This window comes from bacterium (assembly GCA_023382385.1).
Taxonomy (GTDB): Bacteria; Electryoneota; RPQS01; order RPQS01; family RPQS01; genus JABWCQ01.
The window spans coordinates 444,357-467,129 of record JAHDVH010000001.1; the positions used below are offsets into that span (position 1 = coordinate 444,357).

22 protein-coding genes and 2 tRNA genes are annotated in these 22,773 nt (G+C 53.0%); 5 read left to right on the top strand and 19 right to left on the bottom strand.

Going from position 1 to position 22,773, the window contains the following annotated elements; all coding sequences use genetic code 11:
* Positions 1–10 precede the first annotated feature (10 nt).
* From KJZ99_02040 to KJZ99_02100, 13 genes are all read right to left on the bottom strand, one after another.
* A complete protein-coding gene (locus KJZ99_02040; GenBank protein MCL4304671.1) occupies positions 11–547 on the bottom strand; it encodes a macro domain-containing protein in 537 nt (178 codons plus the stop codon).
* Positions 544–1,047: an HIT domain-containing protein gene (locus tag KJZ99_02045; protein MCL4304672.1), complete on the bottom strand. Its 504-nt coding sequence runs from the start codon at positions 1,045–1,047 to the stop codon at positions 544–546. The genes KJZ99_02040 and KJZ99_02045 overlap by 4 nt, the downstream gene beginning before the upstream one ends.
* A 6-nt stretch (positions 1,048–1,053) precedes the next feature.
* Positions 1,054–3,138, bottom strand: coding sequence for an elongation factor G (locus KJZ99_02050; GenBank protein ID MCL4304673.1), 2,085 nt, complete (start codon positions 3,136–3,138; stop codon positions 1,054–1,056).
* A gap of 125 nt (positions 3,139–3,263) precedes the next feature.
* Positions 3,264–4,262 (bottom strand): glycosyltransferase family 2 protein, encoded by a 999-nt coding sequence (locus KJZ99_02055; GenBank protein MCL4304674.1) that lies wholly within the window; start codon positions 4,260–4,262, stop codon positions 3,264–3,266.
* Between the two features lie 65 nt (positions 4,263–4,327).
* On the bottom strand, positions 4,328–4,822 hold the full coding sequence (locus tag KJZ99_02060; protein MCL4304675.1) for a periplasmic heavy metal sensor: 495 nt from the start codon (positions 4,820–4,822) through the stop codon (positions 4,328–4,330).
* 6 nt (positions 4,823–4,828) lie between these two features.
* Positions 4,829–5,302, bottom strand: coding sequence for a hypothetical protein (locus KJZ99_02065; protein ID MCL4304676.1), 474 nt, complete (start codon positions 5,300–5,302; stop codon positions 4,829–4,831).
* A gap of 44 nt (positions 5,303–5,346) precedes the next feature.
* Entirely contained in the window at positions 5,347–5,889 is a 543-nt protein-coding gene (locus KJZ99_02070) for a sigma-70 family RNA polymerase sigma factor (GenBank protein ID MCL4304677.1), read from the bottom strand.
* A gap of 66 nt (positions 5,890–5,955) precedes the next feature.
* Positions 5,956–6,885 (bottom strand): PorV/PorQ family protein, encoded by a 930-nt coding sequence (locus KJZ99_02075; protein ID MCL4304678.1) that lies wholly within the window; start codon positions 6,883–6,885, stop codon positions 5,956–5,958.
* 3 nt (positions 6,886–6,888) lie between these two features.
* Positions 6,889–7,905 carry a hypothetical protein gene (locus KJZ99_02080; protein MCL4304679.1) on the bottom strand — a complete coding sequence of 339 codons (1,017 nt, stop codon included), beginning with the start codon at positions 7,903–7,905 and terminating at the stop codon, positions 6,889–6,891.
* Positions 7,880–10,387, bottom strand: coding sequence for a primosomal protein N' (gene priA / locus KJZ99_02085; protein MCL4304680.1), 2,508 nt, complete (start codon positions 10,385–10,387; stop codon positions 7,880–7,882). Before priA ends, KJZ99_02080 begins: the two co-directional genes overlap by 26 nt.
* Entirely contained in the window at positions 10,384–11,700 is a 1,317-nt protein-coding gene (gene der / locus KJZ99_02090) for a ribosome biogenesis GTPase Der (protein ID MCL4304681.1), read from the bottom strand. Before der ends, priA begins: the two co-directional genes overlap by 4 nt.
* Before the next feature lie 7 nt (positions 11,701–11,707).
* Complete coding sequence (locus tag KJZ99_02095) at positions 11,708–12,949, bottom strand: T9SS type A sorting domain-containing protein (GenBank protein ID MCL4304682.1); 1,242 nt, start codon at positions 12,947–12,949, stop codon at positions 11,708–11,710.
* Entirely contained in the window at positions 12,946–15,762 is a 2,817-nt protein-coding gene (locus KJZ99_02100; protein ID MCL4304683.1) for a T9SS type A sorting domain-containing protein, read from the bottom strand. Before KJZ99_02100 ends, KJZ99_02095 begins: the two co-directional genes overlap by 4 nt.
* 127 nt (positions 15,763–15,889) lie before the next feature.
* Here KJZ99_02100 and KJZ99_02105 point away from each other — a divergent pair, with 127 nt between their 5' ends.
* Complete coding sequence (locus KJZ99_02105; protein ID MCL4304684.1) at positions 15,890–17,014, top strand: SPASM domain-containing protein; 1,125 nt, start codon at positions 15,890–15,892, stop codon at positions 17,012–17,014.
* On the opposite strand, the gene KJZ99_02110 is transcribed toward KJZ99_02105, so the two are convergent.
* Positions 16,966–17,568 (bottom strand): DNA-3-methyladenine glycosylase, encoded by a 603-nt coding sequence (locus KJZ99_02110; protein ID MCL4304685.1) that lies wholly within the window; start codon positions 17,566–17,568, stop codon positions 16,966–16,968. The genes KJZ99_02105 and KJZ99_02110 overlap by 49 nt on opposite strands.
* Before the next feature lie 57 nt (positions 17,569–17,625).
* Between KJZ99_02110 and KJZ99_02115 the strand changes: the two genes are divergently transcribed.
* Both KJZ99_02115 and KJZ99_02120 read left to right on the top strand, forming a co-directional pair.
* Positions 17,626–17,701, top strand: a tRNA-Thr gene (locus KJZ99_02115).
* Between the two features lie 90 nt (positions 17,702–17,791).
* A tRNA-Arg gene (locus KJZ99_02120) sits at positions 17,792–17,865 on the top strand.
* A 211-nt stretch (positions 17,866–18,076) separates the two neighbouring features.
* On the opposite strand, the gene KJZ99_02125 is transcribed toward KJZ99_02120, so the two are convergent.
* The 4 genes from KJZ99_02125 to KJZ99_02140 form a co-directional block, all read right to left on the bottom strand.
* Positions 18,077–18,376, bottom strand: coding sequence for a hypothetical protein (locus tag KJZ99_02125; protein MCL4304686.1), 300 nt, complete (start codon positions 18,374–18,376; stop codon positions 18,077–18,079).
* A 1-nt stretch (position 18,377) separates the two neighbouring features.
* Complete coding sequence (locus tag KJZ99_02130; protein MCL4304687.1) at positions 18,378–18,911, bottom strand: hypothetical protein; 534 nt, start codon at positions 18,909–18,911, stop codon at positions 18,378–18,380.
* 43 nt (positions 18,912–18,954) lie between these two features.
* Positions 18,955–19,266, bottom strand: a complete 312-nt coding sequence (locus KJZ99_02135; GenBank protein ID MCL4304688.1) for a hypothetical protein — start codon at positions 19,264–19,266, stop codon at positions 18,955–18,957.
* Positions 19,267–19,453: 187 nt separating this feature from the next.
* On the bottom strand, positions 19,454–19,750 hold the full coding sequence (locus KJZ99_02140; GenBank protein ID MCL4304689.1) for a hypothetical protein: 297 nt from the start codon (positions 19,748–19,750) through the stop codon (positions 19,454–19,456).
* 245 nt (positions 19,751–19,995) lie between these two features.
* On the opposite strand from KJZ99_02140, the gene KJZ99_02145 reads away from it, so the two are divergent.
* A complete protein-coding gene (locus KJZ99_02145; protein MCL4304690.1) occupies positions 19,996–20,421 on the top strand; it encodes a hypothetical protein in 426 nt (141 codons plus the stop codon).
* Positions 20,418–20,618, top strand: coding sequence for a hypothetical protein (locus tag KJZ99_02150; protein MCL4304691.1), 201 nt, complete (start codon positions 20,418–20,420; stop codon positions 20,616–20,618). Before KJZ99_02145 ends, KJZ99_02150 begins: the two co-directional genes overlap by 4 nt.
* 2,048 nt (positions 20,619–22,666) lie before the next feature.
* Here the strand turns inward: KJZ99_02150 and KJZ99_02155 are convergent.
* Entirely contained in the window at positions 22,667–22,759 is a 93-nt protein-coding gene (locus KJZ99_02155; GenBank protein MCL4304692.1) for a hypothetical protein, read from the bottom strand.
* Positions 22,760–22,773 lie beyond the last annotated feature (14 nt).

A 22,773-nucleotide genomic window follows, 5' to 3' on the forward strand; every position in this document is an offset into this window, starting at 1 on the left:
ATGAGACAGATTACGCCGGCAAATCGCCGTAACGTAATCGTTCGATTTCGTTGAGGAAGGCTTTATGGACATAGTCCGTTGGTACGACAAGAACAATTCGATTAGGAAACCTCGCTTTGAGGAGGTGATCCATTGAATGTTTGACGATGATGCGGGCCACGACTGCTGTGGTAAGCTCCCCGGGCTCGTTATATGTCGCCGGAATCGCGACAGATCTCATCGAGTTATGATACGCGAGCATCAGCGCATTCTGCAATGCTTCTTCGAGTGCCTCGATACTCGGGCGTCTTGCCAGAGAAGTGACAGCAATATGAATCAGCTTCTCACACTCCAAGCCGCCTCCGCCCGTCAGGCAAACTTGTCCCAGCCGCAGGTGCTCGTACTGTGATAGTTCCTTCTCAATTTCATGACCGGCACGTCGCAGGATATCAGAGCCAAGTTGTCCTGATGGCCGCATTTCGCAGTGAATCGGGCAGACGATAGCTTCCGTTGCCAACTCCCAGATGTCCCCGACGAACGTGTCGAGCTCGCCGAGACCCCACTTCATGCAGACCTCATTCGCTCAAAGGATTGCTTCAAACGACGATAGCTCTCAGGAAGACTCTCCGAGAGCACTTTTGTGTCACTGACGACTCCCATGAAATTCGAGTCGCCATTCCAACGTGGAACGATGTGGTAATGAAGGTGATCGAGGATACCGGCTCCGGCTGCACGCCCGATGTTCATTCCGATATTGAAACCATGCGGAGTGAAGCATTCCTCGAGCGCCCGGCGAGACAATTCGAGCATACGCCCAAGCTCTGCATGCTCTTCTGCGGTGAGCAACCCAAAATCGGCAGTGTGCCTCACCGGAATGACCATCAAGTGTCCGGTGTTGTAAGGATACAAGTTCATTACGGCGAAACACAACTCGCCGCGACACAAAATCAAGTTGCGCTCGTCGTCGTCGTCGGCAAGCATCGTACAGAAGATACAGCCGTCAGGCTGCTCCTGCTTGACCGTTTCAGCGATATAGGTCATGCGCCAAGGTGCCCAGAGGCGCTCCACGAAGGACTAATCCTCTTCCTGCTCTTCGACAAACTCTGCAATAATCTTATCCTGAATTTCCGGCGGCACAATTTCATAGTCCGCGAAGGCCTGCGAGTGCATGCCGCGACCCTGAGTCATTGAACGCAGCGCGGTGGAGTAACGATAGAGCTCTTTTTGCGGGACCCTAGCTTTGATGACCTGATATCGTCCTTCGCCTTCCATGCCTTGAATCTTGCCTCTTCGGCTCGACAGATCGCCCATCACATCGCCCATGAACTCTTCGGGGACACGCACGACGACATCAAAAACAGGCTCAAGCAGCAATGGCTTGCACTTCTTAAATGCAGCTTTGAAACCTTGTCGCCCCGCGATCTTAAATGCCAGTTCTGAAGAGTCCACGTCATGATACTTGCCGTCGAACACGGTGACCTTCACATCCACGACAGGATAACCCGCAATGACTCCGCGAATCATCGTCTCTTGGATACCCTTATCGATCGCCGGGATATATTTTCCGGGAATCGCTCCGCCTACGATGGCATCGACAAATTCGTAGCCACCGCCGCGAGGCTTCGCTTCAAGTTTCAAGTTACAGACGCCAAACTGGCCGCGTCCGCCGGACTGCTTCTTGTGCTTTCCTTCGGCGTCAGCGCTTCCCCGAATTGTTTCACGATAGGGGACTTTGGGTTCAACCAACTCCGCATCGACATGAAAGCGATCCTTAAGATGCGAGAGTATGTTGGAAAGCTGCAAGTCGCCGTAGCCGCGAATGACCATTTGGCCAAGCTCAGGCATCTGCTCGACTTGAAAGCTGGGATCTTCAATATGCAGTTGATTAAGTCCAGTGGCGACTTTGTCTTCTTCGCCTTTCGTCTTGGGAACGACTGCCATTTCGAGCACCGGTGGCGGAAAGACTATCCTTGGCAGCTTATACCCCTTTGCCTTGTCGGACAAGGTGTCTCCGGTGTGTGTGGCCTTCAACTTCACCATCGCACCAAGATCTCCGGCGACCAGCTTGGTGGCGGGTTCGCGCATCTTCCCGTCAACGTGAAACAACTGTCCAATCTTCTCGATTTGACCGGAGTGCGTATTCAAAACTTCGCCACCCGGCTCGAGTTTACCTGCAAAAACACGCACGTAGCAGAGATCGCCAACGTGCGGTTCAGTAATCGTCTTGTATACCAGCGCACAAGTCGGCGCAGTTTCAACTTCGTGAATCTCCTCAAGCGAACCGCTCGCGTTCTCCGCAACGATTGACGTACGGTCATGTGGAGACGGCCCTTCTTTGATCAAGAACTCAAGCAGCCGACCGACTCCGATATTGCCTGTTCCTGATCCACACAGCACGGGAACAAGTTTGCCGGTCGCAAAGCCTTTGCGCAAGCCGTTGACAAACTGCTCTTCGCTCAGCTCACCCTTCTCGAAGTAGATCTCGATCAACTCGTCGTCTGCCTCGGCAGCGACTTCCATCAGTTTTGCCCGCATTTCGAGCGCGCGTTCCTTTACCTCTCCGTCCAACGGCAATTCTTCTACCTTGCCGGACCCGTCTCGCGAGTAGCGATACATCTTCATGGTCAATCCGCTGACAATCGTATCAAAGTCCAAGCCCGGATTGAGCGGGAAGTGCACTGGTTGCACCTTCTTGCCGAATTCTTCGGTCAGCTGGTCGACGACCTCCTGATACTTCGTATGCTCTTTGTCCAACTTTGTTATAAAGAAAGCCCGCGGCAGTCCGTACTTTTCTCCCGATTCGTAAGCAACCGTATGACCAATGTCGTGTCCCGCAGTGCCGTCTACCGGCAACACAGCGATATCCACAGCACGAAGGGCGGACACAATATCCCCGATAAAATCTGCAAAGCCCGGTGCATCAACGATGTTGAAAAAATGGTCGTGATATTCACCCTGCATCAGACTGACCTGCATGGACATCTGCCGCTCAATCTCTTCCTTTGTGTAGTCAGAGACTGTGGTTCCCGCTTCCACGCTTCCCAATCGATGAATGACCCCCATATTGAGCAACATGGCCTCGGCCAGCATGGTCTTTCCACAATGACCGTGGCCAAACAGACCAATGTTGCGAATTTTCTCCGTACTTACCTGCGCCACCGTGGCCTCCTATTCTCAGCAAAGTAAATTGTATAAATAACAGGCTCCAATTACGGAGCCTGTCAAGAAAATACGGTATCCAGCCAAAATAGTCAAGGGAACCGAAGTTTTTTCAGCACTTGCGTTTAGTCTGGAAGAACCTCCGGACGGCTTGCGATTCTTTGGAGGCACTCTCGCGTCCGCAAGCGTTCGATGACCTTCCGACAATCATCTGCCCGCTTGTGCAAACGCGCGAGGGACTTCGGCGAGATCTTGGCTAGAAGTTTACAGAATTGTATCCGTACGGTGAGGAGAACTGAAACCAATAGGACATAAGCGCGCCTTTGCGCAGAAGTTCCATGCTTGGCAAATAACAGCCACTTGCCCATGATTCGCCACCCAAGCACGGGTTCATCAGGCAACGTGTCCGTCCGGTAGCCGCTCGCAAGAGCATCATGGTGAAGAACCTGCGCCTGAGGTACAAAGCGGACCCGTAGCCCCCTCTTCCGTAAACGGATACAATAATCCACTTCTTCATGGTAAAGGTAGAATCGCTCATCAAATCCACCCAAAGCACGAAAGTCGTTCGATCGGACGAGCATGGCCGCCCCGCTGACCGCAAGAACATCGGCGGCTCGGTTCGTTTCACGAGAACGGATCTGTTGCAGCCAAAGCCTGCACGCCCGAGGAAACAAGCGTGACTTCAATTCTGGAATCAGATTCCAAAACTCCTTGAACAACGTGGGGGCCGCCAGCACCGAGGGTAACTTCTCTCCAGCGAAGTTCGTCAGTTGGGCACCTACCGCCGAGATGGAGCTGTCAGACTCGATTTCTTTCAACAGTCTTGCCAGCGCATTCCGTGCAACCCACGTGTCCGGGTTCAGAATAAACATGTAGTCGGAGTCTGCAACCGCGAATCCCTGATTGACCGCCTTCGCAAAGCCTGCGTTATAAGGGTTTGCAATGAGTTGAACCTCCGGGAATCGCTCCCGAATCATTTCTTCTGACCCATCTCTCGATTCGTTGTCCACAACCACAATCGAAAGGTTGGCCTCGGAAGACACGCGCCGGAGGCTCATCAGGCACTCTGCCAGAGCTTCACGGGTGTTGTAACTAACAATGCAGACAGTTATTCGCGGCGACATATGCCTCAATATACTGGAAATTCGGAAATAGGACAAGAAAAAAAGGCCCCAGAGGGGCCTTAGCTCTAATACCTACCTCTACGAGGCGGTTCATCCTCACGTTCACGCCCTCGCTCATTCATCAACTGTCTCAACCGGCGAGGCAACTCATCCAGCAAAACTGAGCATCGGGAAACTTGCTGCGGGGTCAGGAACTCCGACATGTCGCTCAGCATAGCTTCACGTTTGGTCAGGATTTCGGTCTGTAACCGTTTGTTACTTGAAATGAGCTCCTTTACTTCCTTGCTGTCCGCACTCTTGTCGGAGGACAGCACGTCCAGCCGACGGCGGGACTCTGTCAGCTGACGCTGCAGGTCATCCGTTTCGCTCCGATACTGACGGAGTCGGGGATAGAACTTCTCGGCCTGAGCCGGTGTCAGCTCAAGTTCTTCGGCAAACTTGCCAATGATGACAGTTTCCAAGCGCTCACGCTTCTCGTCAGGTGGACCACGGTGTTTCTGCGCAGACGCGGAACCGGCTACGATTGCCAAGGCTAGGAAAATGTGGAGAACCAGTTTCATAATTCTTTAAAAGAAATGGGTTTGCTGAAGTTCTGCCAGGATCAGGTTAAAGTCATCATCTTCCAGCGCAAGCAAATCATCAGTTGACAACGGATCTAATATAAACTCCGACTCCTGACCATCTTCATATACAATGGTGGACAAGTCAAGATAAACTGCCAAATCTTGGGAACTTATACCAGCATCAGCAGCTGCCTCAATCATAGACGTTAGATCGGCACTTTCAAGCGGAAGCCCGATCCCTTCGTTGAATCGTCCGGGCAGCCAAACTGCGACAATCAAGCACAACGAGCATGCGGTGATAAGGGCTAACTTGGGACGAGATAGCCAAGCTTTGGATGGGTTTCCGTGCGTGGCCAATCGCGAGCGCAAGGCAACAAGAAACTCACCATCGCCGCTCTTCGGTGGTCCCCAAAGTGCGCGTTCGACAGGCAGACTCAGCGAACTATTGGCTGTGCTATCTTGTGCTCTGGATGTCATTTTGAATCAGGTTCAAATGATATATATTCCCGAAATGCGGGGGTTTACTCATCATCTCCTCGCACGTATGGACCCAATTGGTCTCTCAGTTTCTTGATCGCCTGATGGTAGTTTGCCTTGATAGTTCCAATGTCGCGATCCATGATCTCGGCAATCTCAGCATGCGACAATTCTCGGAAATACCTCAGGATAAATACTGCGCGCTGCTTGTCCGGAAGCTTCATAATTGCTCCCCTTGCCCGCTGCATGAATTCGGCCTGCTCGACTGAAGCATCAGTCTCGTCGGGAGCCGGAAGCACCATTTCGTCACTATCCAGCCTGAAGAACGATCGAACCTTTCTTGCCCGCAAGCGATTCAAACTCAAGTTGACAGCAATGCGGTAAAGCCACGTGTAGAACGAAGAACCTGCCCGGAACGTCGCAAGGTTTTCGTACGCCTTGACGAAGGCATCTTGCGTCAAGTCTTCGGCTTCGTCCCGATCTCCGACCAAACCGATAATTGTATGATAAACAGACAATCGGTGTCGCAATACGAGGATGTTAAAAGCCGACTCATTACCAGTTTGCGCAGCTTGGACGAGCTGCACATCATCTTTCTCGTCCGGACCTTGCACATCTACCCTTTAGACACCTGGGCAAACCAGAAGTTTATTCTACAGCGAAGTCCCCACTGTGAATCGGTTTAGAAACCCGATTTCCCCGTGAGAAGTAAGAGCGTAATCAAATGACAAGTGCTTTATTTTCAATCCTAGACCCGCAGAGAATCCAGCAAAGGTATCAGAGGAAAGACCGGTTCGCTGGTCGATGCCAATAGTCGAATAGCCGAGGCGGGCAAAGAACTGAGGAGTGAAGCTTACCTCCAATCCACCCCTTGCTTCAAGTCCGTCTTGACTGACGTATGCTCCCGTCATATTGAACTTTACGGGAAGATGTTCAAGCGGAACAGAAAATCCAAGCTCGTAACTGGTAGGCAGGTCGTCTTTTTCACTCAAAAATGCACTTGTTGCCATGCCAAGTGACTTGATTGCTGCCCCCACCGTCCAGTCATTGAACCCCGTCTCATATTGGATTCCGAGGTCTGTCGCGATAGCGGTGGCGGCGATCCCATCAATATCCCGATACTGATACTTCAGGACCCCGCCCAACCTCACGTCTCCCCGAAAAGTATGCGCTACCGCCCCGCGAAGCTGGAAGTCAGAAGCACCAAACTCACCGCTCTGGAATCCGTTTTCATCTGCGCGGTCAAAAGACCCGTAACTCAAATAGTCTAAGCCGGCAGCCCAGATAAGCTTCTCTGAAACTCTGTTCGCGAAGGCAAGTGTGCCCTGATTTATGTCCAGCACGTGCTTGGTGAAGCTTGCGGCCGCGCTTCTGCCCTCCAAGACAGCTAAGCCCGCCGGATTCGTCTGCAGTGCCGACAAGTCACCAGCCATGGCAACTCCACTACCAGCAAGAGCCGAAGACCTGGCAAACCCATCAGTCCTGAACAGCTCATAACCCGTTGTCCCTGTCCCAGCGTAGGCTCTGATTGCGCTTAACAAGACCATGACGGTTAAGATGAATATGCGCACTCGCTTCTCCATGAATTAGTTTCCCGGCAACGGACGATCAGGCCGATTCCCCTCCTCTGGGTCCTCATCCTCCTGCCGCCTTTCCCGGACTAACGTGTAATTGACAACGTAAGGCACGTCACGCGGCACTTCAATCTCCTCTGCGAGATGTTCTCTCCGCCAACGTTCAACAGTCTTCTTGCGGCGCAAAAAGGCAACAGCGCCCGCAACCAAGACAAGAATAGCAAACAATACCGAAATCCACAACTCGCCGTCAGTCCAGAGCTTTGACCCGTAACGTTCACGCAGTAAACCAAGATGCTGACTTTCGAACTGTCCGCTGGGCATCCCGAACAACGATGCAAAGGCGTCATCAAAATTCCTGCCTGCTCTGACCTGACTAATCAAATTCGAAAGTCCGCCATCGCCGAAGCGGTTCCAAAGGTCTTCAATCGCTGCCAATGACTGGGCATAACCCTGTCGCGCGTCAGCCGCATTCATACTCATGAGTCCCTGAATGTCCCAGAATCTCATAAGCCTTCCGGATGCCGCCGCGCGGCTCAACACCTGCAGGTCATAGAACTCCTGCTGTCCTGCCATGAATTGCGCAAGCCCCTCATCAAACCAGCGGGGGAAGCCTGCACCCCGTACCCCAGTCTCGAGCAACAGATGCACAAACTCATGAACGGCAGTTTCCTCAAAAGGTCCACCATTGACGTTGAATCTTGGTGACTTCAGCACGGCAACCCCCTGGGCGGGATAGGCTATACCGTTAGCCCACAGCGGGCTTCCCGCGGTCACGCGCCCCCACTCTTCCGCACTTGGAGTAATCACAAATCGCACGGAGTCAGGTGCCGGCAGCTTCAACCTTTCCAGCAGAATCGGGAGCCTGCGCTCCAACTGGGAGACAAGTCTGTCTGCCAGTGCAGAATCCTCGGGACAATAGGTAACCGCGAAACGGCCATAGTCCCGCGTGAGGTAGTCTCCGGCACGTGAGGCCAGCCCGTCTCCCCATACCAGAAGGCAGCTAAGCAGTAGCAGCCGGATCAACATCAACTTCCCATTGCACGCGCTTGTGCTCGTTTGAGTTTCGAACTTCGGACAAGAACTCTCTGACAGCCTGGCGGAGAACTTTGCCTGTGGGGTCAGCAGTGCGCGAGATTCGCACCAGAATCTGGTAGCGATACCGATTCTTCACTTTGACTACCGCGCACGGCGAGGGGCCTAATAGCCCAAGTTCTCGGTTTCCTTCGAGCCGCCGCTTGCAGAACAACATCGCCCGCGCAACTTCAGATTCATCCGGCCCGATTGCCCGCAGTAGCACAAGTCTGAAGTATGGCGGAAAACCGCTCGCTTCCCTATGAACGAGTTCTTGCTGTGCAAAGCTCAGCCAATCTCCCTCCAAGGCAGTCCTGATTGCCGGATGGTCTGGCGCACGCGTTTGCAGAAGCACGCGGCCATTGGTCGAAGCCCGCCCGGCACGACCGGACAATTGCATCAACAGGCTCGCTCCCCTCTCGCTGGCACGGAAGTCCGGATAAAACAGTTCCGTGTCCGCATCGGCAACAATTGCAAGCTCAACACCGGGGAAGTCCAGCCCCTTGGCAACCATTTGTGTCCCGACGAGCACGTCGAACTTCCCTTCTGCGAATTCGGATAAGAGTCGGTCATGCGCACCAATTCTTGCCATCGCGTCGGAATCCATGCGCGCGACTCGAACGTCCGGCAGCAACTCTGATAACTCGTCCGCCACTCGTTGTGTCCCGCTGCCACACAGCGACAGGTCATCCGCGCCGCACGCCGGACACAGAGTGGGAGCGTCGTCCTTGTGATGACAATAGTGACAGAGCAGGATCTTGCCCGGACGATGATAGGTCAGCGAGACAGAGCAGTTCGGACACTCAAACAGCTTGCCGCAATGCCTGCAGATCAGAAAAGGTGCAAACCCTCTCCGATTCTGCAAAACAACGGCCTGCTTCCCTGATGAGATGACACGTTCCAGTGAATCAATCGCTTCTCGAGAGAGCACACGGTCAGGAGTTTCAGACTCCGCTTCGCTTGCCTCCGGATCGGCAACGCCCTCAACGTCTACCTCGGGAGTTACCGTTCGCACGAGCGGCATCTGCGAGCCTGTGACACGCTCCGGCAGAGATAGCAGGGTGAGCTTGCCCTGTTCGACAGCAGCGACACTCTCCAACGACGGTGTCGCACTGCCAAGTATCGCGACAGCGTTTGTGCTGCGGGCACGAAACAACGCGGCGTCTCTGGCGGAGTAACGAGGAGCGCCCTCAGTCTGTTTGTAGGACGCCTCGTGTTCTTCGTCAATGACTATCAAGCCGAGTCGGGGCAAGGGGCTGAAAACAGCAGAGCGCGCGCCAATGACGACCGGGTATTCACCGTTCGCGATGCCTCGCCAGAGATCATACCGCACCGCAGAGGGTTGCGCACTATGTTGAATGGCCACAGCTTCACCGAGTGCCGCCCGGAACCTGCCCCAGAGCACGGGAGTGAGCGAAATTTCCGGCACGAGCACCAACGCCGTCTTCCCCATGGCGAGCACTTGCTTGATTGCTTCTATGTAAACTCGCGTCTTGCCCGAGCCGGTCACTCCGTAGAGCAAAAAACCGCGAAACTCCGCGGCTTCGATTGCTTTGCGCAAATGACCGAGCGCATTCTCTTGATGCAGCGTTAGAGGTGCATCCGGTTCCTCTGATAACACCGGTATCTGGTTTGGTTTCCAACGTGACAGCACCTCGACGCGCTCACACACAAACCCGCTCTTCAACAATTCATCCAATGCTTCGCGTCTCTGTCTGCTTGCCCCACGCAGAAGCTGGCGACGCGGCATACTCATTCCCGGTGCATCGCGAAGCTCCCGGAGAATCCGCTGCGCGCTGCGTGTCGAAACAAACGTCCAAAGGGAATCGTCCGCAAGACCCGCGCGAGCCAAGTCAGACAACTCGATCAGCCGCTCAATTTGGTCAGACGTACGCGGACCTCTCAGAAACGGTTTATACTCAATACGGCCGTTCTGCTTCAGCTTCCGAATCTCCTGACCGTCCGGATCAATTCCAAACCGACTCTGGATCTGTCTTGCAGTCAGCGGAGACTCTTCAAGAGCAGTCAGCAGTTCAGATATCTCCGGTGAGTAGCCAGTGTCACCGAGACCGAGCTGGGCATGCTGCTGCAGAGAAAGCGTGAATCTGAACTGATCTTCCGCGTCGAGGCCTGCGGGCAGGGCAGCGCGCAGCGCGTCGCCCCACGTGCAAAGATAATACTCTGCAATCCACTTGGTAAACTCGAGCAGGTCTTCAGAGAATGCCGGAGCCTTATCGAGTACCTGCTCGATTGAGCGTGTCGCTTCGGCCACGGCTTGCGCGTTAACGTCCACGACAAATCCTGTGACTCGGCGCGAACGAAACGGCAAGAGAACTCTCGTGCCCCGCACGATGACAGCGGACAACTCACGCGGAACCAGATAAGAGTACTGCCCCTCGATCCCGGGGATCACGACTTGTGCCGAAGCGGCTTTCACGTGCGTTTGGAACGAAAGAACAAGCGAATTGGCACTCCGTTGAAACCGTATTGCTGCCGGATCTGACGTTCGAGAAAGAGCTTGTAATTGTCAGGAATAAGATCCGCCCAACGCGAGAAAAGAATGAAAGTAGGCGGTTCCGCGTCAGCTTGTGTCACATAAGACAATCTTAGATCGCGAGCCTTCACCGCAGGCGGCGGCTGCCGTTCCATGAGCTTTTCGAGAAAACGATTCAACTCACCGGTGGAAATGCGTTTCTGGCGCTCTTCGTGAATCCGTAGAACAAGTTCGAGCACCTTATGCACGCGCAGGCTGTCCTTCGCAGAAATGAAGAGTTTCTCGATGTAGCTCAAATTTGCCAGTCTCTCGTCAATCTCTTCAGCTATCAGTCCGGCGGTCTTGTCGTCCTTTTCAACCAAATCCCACTTGTTCAGACACAGGAGTACTCCCTTTCCGTATGTCACCGCCTCCTGCAGAATCCGCACGTCTTGCGCAAGCAGACCCGCCTGTGCTTCGACCATGACAACCGCGACATCGCACTCTTTAAGCGCTTTTTGCGTCCTGACGGTCGTGTAGAACTCCAGAGCCTCTTCCACTTTGGTTTTACGGCGCAATCCCGCTGTGTCGATCAACGTCAACGGCTGCTTGTAGAACCGGACGACGCTGTCAATCGCATCGCGCGTCGTGCCGGCAATGTCAGTGACCATGTGTCGATCCTCGCCGAGCAGAGCATTGACCAGTGAGGACTTCCCGACGTTCGGTCTGCCAATCACGGCGACCAGTGGCCGGGGTCTTTCAACAGTTTTTTCGCCGCTGACCGGCAGACTCTCGACAATCTTCTCCAGCAATTCTGCAAACCCGTACCCCTGCACGGCGCTGATGGGTAGCGGATCTCCCAGACCCAGCGTATAGAAACTTGGAGCCTCCATCTCAATGCTGCTATTGTCCGCTTTATTCACGGTAACCAACACCGGGCGATCAGAGCGCTTCAGCATTTGCGCGATATCCAGATCGGAATCTGTCGGCCCCGTCTGTGCATCGCCCACGAACAGTACTACATCACACTCTTCCAACGCGAATTGAACTTGTTCGCGAATGGCGGCGTCAAACAACTCTTCAGACCTTGGAACCCAGCCTCCGGTATCCATCACCAGAAACTCGCGCCCTTCAAACTCCGCAACTCCGACATGCCTGTCACGCGTGACGCCGGGTTCAGGCGACGTGATCGCCCGATTGCTGCGTGTCATGCGATTGAATATCGTCGACTTGCCGACATTGGGCCGGCCGACTATTGCTACTACTGGATAACTCAATTAAGAACTACTTTTGATATACCACACGCGACGTCGAAATCACGCCGCCATGCTTAACGGTGATAAAGTATTGACCTGACGAAAATCCGGTAAAATCAACTTTCAAGGAAGAAACCGAAGTTGACGGAGAAACGTCGACTCTTGAGAGTTCTCTGCCCAAAACGTTGTAAACGGCTAACTCCCCGCCCTGATGCAATGCGTTAACCTCAATGTTCAGAACAGAGTTAAAAGGATTCGGATAACAATGCAATAGATCGAGTGATTGAACAATCTCACGAGGAGCTTCATCAGATGCCAGTGACGCACGCAGCACTACATCAACCACTACCGGCAGGTGATCGGCGCAATCATGAAGTGCATCCGCGACGCTGTCGGGAACGGCAAAGTTCGTCCCGTCATTAACGGCCATGTTGAAGTGAAGGCCGTCATTGCCAACCGCTGTATAGGACGAGGGAATCACGTAACTTCCGCTTGTGTCCATCCATGCCGCCGAAACGAGAATAAAGTCGAACCTGTCGTCCAGACCTCCGGTCGCACCGCCGCCAATGGACTGAGTGCGCGGAGACTGTGTGTGAATCTCCGCAAACGATATGCTGTTGTTCCAAGCACCAGGCCGGTTGATCGGATCGAGGAGCCTGCCCTCCGGATTTTCACCAAGGCTGAGCAAATGCTGGTATGCAGGTTCGAATGAAGAATACAAGTTGAAGTCTCCGGCCATCATGAAGTGTGTGCCGGGCGGAAGCAGGTTCAATTCACTTCGCAGGATCTGACACTCCAGAAGGCGTCGCATCTCGTTCTCACTGCCCGAGCTTGCCTTCAAGTGAGCGGAGTAGATTCGAAAGGTCTCATTTATCATTGCGTCGCTCGAGAATACGTACTCAGTGAAATCTCTGAGCTGCGTGGGAATCTGCCGCTGACTTTCCAGCATGACGCGCGAGGACAAGTAAAAGCAAGCGTTGTCCGTGTCAGGCCCGTTCACAAAAGTCGCCGCCCTCCAATCAGGATCTTGCGGAAGCAGCACTTGATTCAATATATTGTTCACGGCGCCGCCGTCAATGATTTCCTGCAATACGATGATCTGCGGGCCGGAGTGATTGAATACTATCCGCAATTCATCAAGCCGGTCACCGCTCGACGACGAGAAGTTCAAAACGTTGTACGTCATGACACGAAGCGTATCCTGCGCATTCAGAGTCGAGCAGGCAAAACCACAAACAAACGCCAACATTGCTGCAGTCCAAGTTTTCATTTTAGGTAGATTAGTTTGCGATTTTCCACAATGTGTCCGTACTTAACAACGAGAAAATAAACCCCGCTTGACGCACGCTCCGGCCGCCAGGAAAACTCGTGCAAGCCTGCGTTCAGATGTCCTGCATGCAAAAGACTCGCATGCCGTCCCGTAATGTCATAGACGTCGGCGTTGGTGCCCCCGTCTCGCGGCAAAGCTAACGTAACTCGCACTTCACTATTGAAAGGATTCGGGTAAGCTGACAGTTCAAATGTCCGCGGCAGCGATGGCGGAGTCTCGGAAGCTTCCGTCGAGTCATAAACGATGACCCTGACCGAGTCTCTGGCGAAGAGTTCTCCGTCGCTGACGTCAATTTGAAAGTGGTGATATCCCAACACGTTGAACTGATAAGAGAAAACCGATTGATCAGACTCAAGCAGCCCATCGAGAGTCCATGCGTAGCTCAATTCATCGCCGTCCTCGTCCACAGCCTCGACACTGAACTCAACAGTCTGGCCGAGCTGCGTGTAGTAGTAGCCGTCTTCAGCCGGCACCGGCAACAGTGAAACAATACGCGGAGCGTGATTGACGCCAAGAGAATCAAGCGTAAGCGTCACGAACGATCTGCCGTAGGTCGCAGCAATGAGCCTGCGCTGCGGTTGGTCTAAGATTAAATCGAGCGTCGGCACTGGCGGCAAGCCTCTGCCTAACGGGCTCCAGCTCATACCGTAGTCTTGACTCCAGAAGATTCCAAAGTCCGAGGCCGCATAGAGACGATTCAAGTATTCGTCATCGATGACCACATCGTTCAGCGGAACATCGGGCAGCTCGGAGCCTATTTCAATCCAGGTTACCCCGTAGTCGGTAGTCCGGTAGAGATGGGCCTGCTGTTCCGTATTCCGATACCCTGAAATCGTCACCAGAGCCTCATTTTGATTGACGGGGTGCGGAACGACGCGCGTTATCCAGCGCTGAGGCAAACCTCCGTTGCGTAACTCCCAGGATGCACCCGCGTTCACACTGATCCAAACATTCGCGTCATCTGTTCCCGCCCAGATGACCTGCGAACTTGCAGGCGAGACGGCAATCGTCGTAATCGTACCAAACACAAGATTCCCGCTGCCCGGCCCATTCGTCAGATCCGGACTAATCGCAGCCCAAGATTGTGCGCGATTCTCAGAGCGATACACTCTCTGCGCGCCGTAGTAGAGAACGTGTGAATTGTTTGGATCGAGAACGACAGGTGTGGACCAGTTGCGCCGTTCCGAGTCGTCAATCCCGTTGAGCGCCCAGGTGAAACTGTTTCCGCCGTTCGTGCTCCTGCCTAATCCCCCGTATTGATATTCAGCGTAAATATAGCTGTTATTGGCCGGATCTACAATAGTGTAGAATCCATCCCCTCCGTAGATTCGTTCATAATCGTCTATGTCTCCACTCAATGAACGCAGCGTTCCGTTGTCTTGCGTGCCGCCATAAAGCCTGTGAGGTTGTTGAGCGTCATATGTTCCGGCATAATACTGGATCGCCGGAAAGTTGTTCAAGTCCTGAAAACTGTTTCCGTTGTTCAGCGTCCGGTACAATCCTCCGTCATTACCCAAATAGAACCGGAACGGTTGCTGGGGATCAAACCAGAGCGCATGATGATCCACGTGCACGTCGCCGCCGATTTCCGTCCACGTGGTCCCGCCATTAGTTGACCTATGGAGTGTCACACCGAGCGCAAAGACCACGTCCGGATTATCCGGCCGCACTCGGACGTTGCCGAAGTACCAGCCAAAATTCGAGTACATGTTCGACAGCGATTCGTCATTCGTCCTTGTCCACGATTCTCCCCCGTCGTTCGTCCGATACAGACCCAGGAAGTAACCAGGGTGATCCGCATAGATCGCGTAGAGTATGTTTGGATTTGAATGCGAGATCGCCAGCCCAATACGGCCGACATAGTCACCGACGGGCGGAAGTCCGGATGTGAGCCTCGTCCAGTTCTGCCCGCGATTGGTCGACTTGTATATCCCTGTGCCTCGACCGCCGGCGACTCTGTGCTCAGCGCTCCGGTAGCGTTGCCACATCGCGGCGTAAACTATATCAGGATTCTCTGGATGCACAACAACGTCGGAAGCACCCGTCGTATCATTCACAAAAAGTAATCGTTCCCACGTGGCGCCGCTGTTGTCGCTAAAGTAGACTCCCCGCTCTCCCCCCGGCGCGAATAGTTCTCCCATCGCAGCGACCCAAACGTGACTGGAATTCTCCGGATGCACGACGACGCGCGAGATATAGCGGCTTCCCGCCAATCCGCTTTGCGACCAACTCACGCCGGCATTGGTGCTCTTGTAAACTCCCGACCCGAAGTAACTGTAACCAGCGGAGTTTGCTTCACCTGTTCCGCAGTAGATTACACTGGGATTGCTCGGGTCAATCGCTAGCGCTCCAACACTGGGAGTCGGAGAATCGTCGAAGATCGGGAACCAGCTGACACCCGCGTCTGTGGACTTGAATATCCCCCCGCTCGCCGTGCCAATATAGAGGATGTTGTCATCGGTCGGATGACCCGCGATGTCCGTCAGTCGTCCGCCGATGTTCGTCGGGCCGGCATCAATCCACATCGGATCTTCATCCAGCGTGTTGCGCCGCATTTCCATTGCGCGTCTCGCGCCGGCCAAGACTCTTTCGGCGTCAACCTGCGCATCGGGCCAGCTTCTCTGCAGCATGAACCAGTCGGACGGAAACGGACCGGACTCGCCCTCCCGCAACGTTGCGTGCCTGCCCGCGTCATTACAGGACACAATAGCGCAAAAGGTAGCCGCAATCGCTATGACAACAAATCTCTTCATATCCTCACCGGCAACTCGGAGATGGAACCCTCTCGCGATCGGGGAGGAAACATAGTGCAGGGCGAAAGCGTTGCATCTAAAGTGAAAACCCATTAGATTATCGGCAACTTTGTCAAAGGAGTGGACCGTGCTGCCGCGTGGATTGTCATTACATCCCGGATTCATTGCTAATCTGACCGCACTGTCGTGTGGCTATGCTCTGTCCCATGTCGTCAAACGTCCGCTGATCTGGGGCTATCCGATCAGCATCATGATCGAGCCGATCAGCCGTTGCAACTTGCGCTGCCCGCTCTGTCCCATCGGAGCGCGCGAACTCACCCGCGATCTCGGCGTGATGTCCTTGGAAAACTACATGAGGATTCTCGATAACGTCGGACGATACGTGAAAGTCATCGCCCTTTGGAATCAGGGTGAACCGACCATCAATGATCAGCTTCCCGAAATGATCTCCGAAGCGACTCGCCGAGGTATCTATACGATGGTCTCCACGAACGGAACTCTGCTCCACCGTCGCAATCTGATTCCGCGACTTCTCGATGCCGGAATCTGCGAACTGGTCTTTTCAATCGACGGGCTGACTCCTGACAGCTATCGCATCTATCGCATCGGCGGTGAACTGGACGTCGTCGTTGAAAACATGAAAGAGTTCAGGAAACAGCGTGACCGGCGCGGCAGCAAGCGGCCCAGAATGGTTATGCAGTGGCTCCCGATGAAGCACAATCAGCACGAGATTCCCTATCTGCGTGCCAAAGCCAAGGAATGGGGAGCGGATACGGTCGAAATCAAGACGACGCAAATCTACAGCGACGATCAGGCCGCGCAGTATCTTCCCGATCTTGAAGCGTTGCGACGTTACGAACGCCAGGGTCAGGAGTGGGCGACAAAACGCACGTATCAATCCTGCAAACGACTGTGGTACTCCACAATGATTGATTGGAACGGCAACGTCGTGCCCTGCTGCTTTGACAAGGATGAACAGTTCCTGATGGGCAATGCGCTCAAACAGGACTTTCGTGAAATCTGGCACGGAGAACCGTACAACCGCTTTCGAACTCAGTTGATTCGCCGCGGCCGCGTCGAAGAGATGTGCCGCAATTGCACAGAAGGTCTCAAGAGTTACTACATTCCGCTCTCTGAACTCGAAGCTATGGCGCCGCCCGAAATCCCGCCTGTCCCGCCGGAAAATCTGCCGAAGAAGGCGGACTATTCAGATATCTTCGAGTTGCCGGTCAGGGAAAAGAGCGACGCCTGACGATTCAGCGCGGGCGGCCCGCTTACACATCGGCTCTCGCGATCAAAAAACCGCCACAGGTGGCCGGTGGCTTTGCTGATTCCGATGCGGCGTGACTTCGCGACTTGAGCGCAACTTCCATCAAAGACAGATATCGCATCTCCAACTGTTGTCTCATTCAGCACGAGCGTAATCCCCAGTGCACGCGTGAGATTCCCCGGGCCTTTGCAAAGTTCGTAGTCGGCAACATCTCCCCTTCTTCGCCGCATCGTTGCGAGACCTTCGAGCGGTTCAGCCGCGCGAATCAGCACGGCCCCCGACTGCCGTCTGTCCGTCGTGAAATTCAAGCAGAAGTGAACGCCGTAGCTGCGATACACGTAGACATGACCGAAGCTGTCGTGCATAATGGCCGACCGCGGTGTGCGCCGGAAACCGTGCGAAGCTTCGTCATCTGTATAAGCTTCCGTTTCAACTATTCGCACAAAACATGAACGGTATCGGAGCAGACAACCGACAAGCGCCGGAGCAACTTCCAGCGTAGGTCGGGCAAAAAACTCGGGCGGGAGACAGACCATACCTGACTTGACAAACACCTCTGGAATTTGTATAGTTCGGTTTCCCTTGAAAATTCCGCCGCTGTAGCTCAGCTGGTAGAGCAGCTGATTCGTAATCAGCAGGTCAACGGTTCGAGTCCGTTCAGCGGCTCCATGTAAAAGCAGGATTTACCTCCTGCTTTTTGCGTCATCTGGGTCTGTTGACTTTCCACACAATTGTTGTATTCTTGTCCGAAGTCAGACCGCGCCCATAGCTCAACTGGATAGAGCATCAGCCTTCTAAGCTGAGGGTTCCGCGTTCGAGTCGCGGTGGGCGCACATCGTAAAAACAGGTATTTAGGTGCCTGTTTTTGTGTTTTTGGGTTCGACGTAAGTTCATTATTTAGGTATTAATTCGGATAATTTGTTCTACGGTAGAACGTGTGGCGCCGGGCTCAGAGTGCTACAAGATACGGCCTCTCCTTTTGAATTACAAGCCCCGCCATCACTGACGGGGCTTTCACATTTACTGCAACATCGGGGACTTTGATCAGACTTCTGACCAGTTGATCCACTTGTCGGCTTCGTCGAAAAGGTTCGGGCACCCGGCAGCGGCCATGTCCTTCTTGGCGTCCGCGATCAGCGCGGCGATGGCCGCGTCGTCCAGCTTGGTGCTGGTCTTAAGGACGGCGCATGCCGCTTCCGTTCCGGCGGTGGCCAGCGCAAGCTGCGCGAGCTTCTTCTTCTCTTCCTGCTCGGCAGGAAGCGTTCCTTCCGCCATCTGCACAAGGTTCGGGATGTGCGGCAGAATGAACGGTTCAATCAGCGAGAGGGGAATCTTTACTCCCATTTCACGTTCCTTTCAGTTTTGTTCTTACCTGTCTCAATATGGGAAAAGCGTTCGGTGCTTCCCTGTTCCACCAAAAGACGGCCCAGTCCACTTCGCAGGGGTCAGCGACCGCCGCAAAGACGCTGTCCACGCTAACCGAGCCATTGGCATAGATTCCAATGACGGGCCTTGAATCCAATTGCCGTGCCTGCTCAATGACGGAGGCCCATTCGGAGACTCTGTTCGTCTCCGCCCACACGAGCAGCTTCATTGGTGTCTGCGGGTCGAGATACTGCAGATAGTCACACGTGAAGCCGGTCGGCACTGGCTTCGAAGTGCGGTTGTAGCGCAATTCCTCGGTGTTGCCACGCGGATCCGTGGCAAAGAACCACGACGTGTCTCCGGTCAACTGAAACGAGGTGAAGGCGGCACGCTCGATATAGCCTGCCCACGCCTGTGGCCATCCTGCCGGATAGAGCTTGTCGAAGTTCGGCGTCCAGCCAATCAGGCCGTTCAGTTCGCTGGTTGCGACTTCGTAATCCATTACAGTCTTCATGTCTTTGCCCTTCCGTGGGTTTTGAAAACAGAAAAAGCGCGAACTATAGGGACTGCCCTGCAGCTGCGCGCTTCGCCTTTACTCGATTGATAATCTGCTCTACCGACTCATGCTCTTCCGCACCATTGCCATTCGCGGCACTGCGCAGATGCTCTACGTAAACCGCGACTGATTTACGGGTGAACCGAACTTCCGTGGCGGTTTTCCCCCGCCCCGGAACCGGATACTCTACAAAGAGATGCCGGTGCTTCATCACCCACGAGCGTGATCGACCAAGGATGTTAGCCACTTGCTGTGGCGTGAAATCCTGAAGCGTCTCAGCTTGACTCGCCGTGACTTTTACTGTATCTTTCAAATGAAAGCCTCCCTTTCAAGGGTGGTTATTCAGGTGCCCCCGCCGCTGTGGTCTGGCAGGATTGTCAGCGGCGCGGGGTTGTTTAATTCAATGGCCTAAAAATACGCTATTTGTTTCTATTTGTCAAGTAAAAAGAGAACTAACATCAACTTTCTTATAAACGTCTGAAATGGATAAGGTTAGCGAACTACGGAAGGCGCTGACCCAAAGAGGAGCCAAGGCGCGGATTGTCCGGGAGGTTGGGATTTCCCCCCAAGCACTCGGCAAGATTCAGCGTGGGGTTGCTGTTCCCACAACTGCCACCCGCCGCTTGATTGCCCGTGCTCTGGGCTTTCCGGACGACTATTTCCTCGAGCCGGATGATCAGCCGGAACGTACCGCCCGCCGCCGAATCGTGGTTGAGCTGGAAGTCCCTGATGGCTTCAGACTGGATGACGGTCGCTTGTACAGAATTCAACGGGCTATGGTCGATGCTGGAAATCATATCATAGAAGTAATTAAGGAATTAGATAAAGATAATTGAACACGTGTTCAAGATAATAGCACAGTTTGCCTCTCGCAAGATGTGAATCAGAATTCACAGGCTACATGCTGTGGCCCACTGCCCTTCTAACAGCTATAGGATGGGAAGAAGAATTGTGAGGAGGTTCTTAAGTGCAATTGCTTGTTTTTGCTAATGCAGGTTGATTTTTCGGAAATTGTGGTGCAGCAGTTAACAAGGAGAAGGGGATGGGGAAAATCCTCGTGACAATCGCATTTGGGTGCCTGATATCCGCATCAGCATTCGGTCAATCAACGGACAGCACATTAGGACGACAGAATCAACATGTGTTTGAGTATCACAAAGCAGCGTTAATTGCAGCAGTGCCAACCGCGCTTATTGGGATTCTGGGCCTTGTTCTGGCAGACGAGCAATCAGACTTGATCGAAGAATATGATAGGTTAAGAGTGTCGGGCGAGCCACTTGACAACGCTATTGATCGCCGGAACACATTTAGATTTGTGGCATATGGTTCTATTGGATTGTGCGTTGCTGCAGTGGTATGGAACATTGCGGAAGGCGACAATCAAGCGAAGAGAAAACGGGTTCAAGGTCAGCCGTGGTGGATGCCAAAAGAAAAAACAGCGGGAATCAGCGCGAGGATTAACCTATGAAACTCGTGTTCAACAAGAACGACTTCTTGCGTCGAATCGCCAAAGACATGGTGAAGCTGAAAGGATTGTCACCACAGGAAGCGAGCGAAAAAACAGGCGTGCCGGTGGAAGAGATATTGCGTGAGTACGAGGAGCCATCGCCGAAGTTTACAACCGTAGCACCGGACGGGAAAGTGACCGAACACGGAAGGGAGTGATTCGGCCAACTTCCACCTTGCCTACATTGACACGTCTCATTGAAGCAACTCCCTCATGCCCCTATCCGAATCCGATACGCGCACATTCGCTTAACTATGACACTTTCTGACCGTCGTATGTAGCCGGTCACAACCGAGAGGTTGAAACTATGAACGCGAAGACCACGCGAATCCTCCTCAGACTTCAGGCCACCCTGAAGCGGGTGGGGTTCGCGCTTTTGTTTTCCATAGAATCCGAAACCAACGTTGCAAAACAGTATAATTAGACTGTTTTAATGATAATGACTTACGTAACGAGAAAGAGATGCCCAAATGCCTAAAGAAATTCCATGTTCTTTGCATCTCAGGTTGGTTGTTTGTCTATTGACTACGATAAGCGTCTTGGATTGTTTCGCGCAGCCTCGGCCACAGAGGTGGAATTACATAATCACGAATCGATCAGAAGTAGGTCAATTGCCAGATGGCCGTCGCGTAAGGTTTTACTATCAAACCTACGATTGTGGGCATGTGTATCCGTGCGAGCCGTGGTTTGGAGGCTGCACCTGCCCTGACATTCCTTCCTGCGCATGCGGGGGTCCAGGAATCTATCTGGATCCTGATCCCGGGTGCGCCGTTGGGTACTGTGATGGAGAGATTCCTTTCTCTGCTCGTAATTGGTGCACCAGATATAGTCCGGGTGTCTATGTGGACAATTGTGTCATCAAAGGCTCCTACTGCAAGTGGGAGGAATTGCCGCCGTGTGGATGGGATGATAAGGAGATTAATGGAGTAGGTGTAGCTCCGTGGGATGCCGGGCCAGGAATTACCCTTACTCGCTGTCTCACCAATCCGGATTCGACAGATAACGACACAAATCGATATTTGCCAAAGTACGGTGATACTCTTTGCTATGTCCTTAAAGTTACGCGACCAATTGACGTCGTTGTCAAGCTTTGGGGATCGACGTACGAAGGGATTGCGATGAACGCACCGGTTCCGGACACGGTTGGTCTCTATGAAGATAGCTCATCGGTCAAATACTGTGACCTTGTGTTGCTGGGTGGTGAGTTCGACGGCTTTGTAAGCGGGCAATTTCAACAGACGCGAACAATCCATGTCGACTCGGCAGTGAATGTTAAAGTACTTGTCATGGATTATGCGGCACATGGGTATATTCGAGCCTATCAGGCAACAAATCCCAATAATTCTGCCAGACATCCTCAGACAATTATCAAGGGATACAGCGATTGGACGAGCAACGCTGATCCGGACAGCGATGGATTCACTCGATGGGAAGAGTATCGGGGATTTATACAAAAATATGGTGATGTTTACAGCCATGTGCGACTTGATAGTACGAAGCCCGAACTTTTTTACCATCCTGATTCATTGGTCCTAATAGATCAAGATGATCTCGTTTCGATCCTTGAAGGCGAGGAATTATTGGGTGCAACGCTATACGACTATGGCCAAATAGATTTTGACAACGAAGCGACAAACAATGTTGCAACAATTACTCAAGCTTACCTCTCCGGTCTCGACTCTTTGAGACGATACTTCATCGATTTTAACTGCCACTACCTTGACACAGCCGGCTGGAAAAACAACACACTTTGTACTCCTCCTGGTCTCGAAGCCTTGCCTTGGGATGAAAACCAGGACACGATCTTAGTTGGAGACATTTCCGTCATAATATTAGAATTGGACATCTCAACGCCTGCCTCGACAACGACTGGTATTACTTATCAGTATCTGGACCTTAATGGCAATAGTAGCAATCCATATGAAAGATGCAACAACCCGGTTAGATTTTATCCCGGAGGCGGTGGAAACGGAAAGATTATAATTTATGGCAATAGCTTAACTCAGCATGTTGATGAGATATTCCTAGACCCTACGAACTATTATTTGTTCCCAGCGAGTTTGGATGTGCGATATGAGTTCTTGCTTAAACGAACTGCCAGGACTATTGCCCATGAGTTTGGACATGCACTAGGCATCAATCATCACTGTTCAAACACATCGGGCAGCTTGGACTGCGTTATGAAATATATTGATCCATATAACGACTATCCGCATACACCTTCACCCAATTGGACAACATTCATTGATTTACACTTACTAACGACATATATGAATGATTCGTATCTTGACCCATACATGTGCCGAGCAACGC

Bases quoted from the DNA above. Each gene is read 5' to 3' on its own strand.
- KJZ99_02145 (MCL4304690.1), top strand. From the start codon at position 19,996: ATGGGGAAAATCCTCGTGACAATCGCATTTGGGTGCCTGATATCCGCA.
- KJZ99_02110 (MCL4304685.1), bottom strand. From the start codon at position 17,568: ATGGTCTGTCTCCCGCCCGAGTTTTTTGCCCGACCTACGCTGGAAGTT.
- KJZ99_02125 (MCL4304686.1), bottom strand. From the start codon at position 18,376: ATGGGAGTAAAGATTCCCCTCTCGCTGATTGAACCGTTCATTCTGCCG.
- KJZ99_02080 (MCL4304679.1), bottom strand. From the start codon at position 7,905: ATGTTGATCCGGCTGCTACTGCTTAGCTGCCTTCTGGTATGGGGAGAC.
- KJZ99_02060 (MCL4304675.1), bottom strand. From the start codon at position 4,822: ATGAAACTGGTTCTCCACATTTTCCTAGCCTTGGCAATCGTAGCCGGT.
- KJZ99_02055 (MCL4304674.1), bottom strand. From the start codon at position 4,262: ATGTCGCCGCGAATAACTGTCTGCATTGTTAGTTACAACACCCGTGAA.
- KJZ99_02075 (MCL4304678.1), bottom strand. From the start codon at position 6,885: ATGGAGAAGCGAGTGCGCATATTCATCTTAACCGTCATGGTCTTGTTA.
- KJZ99_02100 (MCL4304683.1), bottom strand. From the start codon at position 15,762: ATGAAGAGATTTGTTGTCATAGCGATTGCGGCTACCTTTTGCGCTATT.
- KJZ99_02130 (MCL4304687.1), bottom strand. From the start codon at position 18,911: ATGAAGACTGTAATGGATTACGAAGTCGCAACCAGCGAACTGAACGGC.
- KJZ99_02150 (MCL4304691.1), top strand. From the start codon at position 20,418: ATGAAACTCGTGTTCAACAAGAACGACTTCTTGCGTCGAATCGCCAAA.
- KJZ99_02095 (MCL4304682.1), bottom strand. From the start codon at position 12,949: ATGAAAACTTGGACTGCAGCAATGTTGGCGTTTGTTTGTGGTTTTGCC.
- KJZ99_02140 (MCL4304689.1), bottom strand. From the start codon at position 19,750: ATGATTTCCAGCATCGACCATAGCCCGTTGAATTCTGTACAAGCGACC.
- KJZ99_02040 (MCL4304671.1), bottom strand. From the start codon at position 547: ATGAAGTGGGGTCTCGGCGAGCTCGACACGTTCGTCGGGGACATCTGG.
- KJZ99_02065 (MCL4304676.1), bottom strand. From the start codon at position 5,302: ATGACATCCAGAGCACAAGATAGCACAGCCAATAGTTCGCTGAGTCTG.
- KJZ99_02155 (MCL4304692.1), bottom strand. From the start codon at position 22,759: ATGTATGGGTCAAGATACGAATCATTCATATATGTCGTTAGTAAGTGT.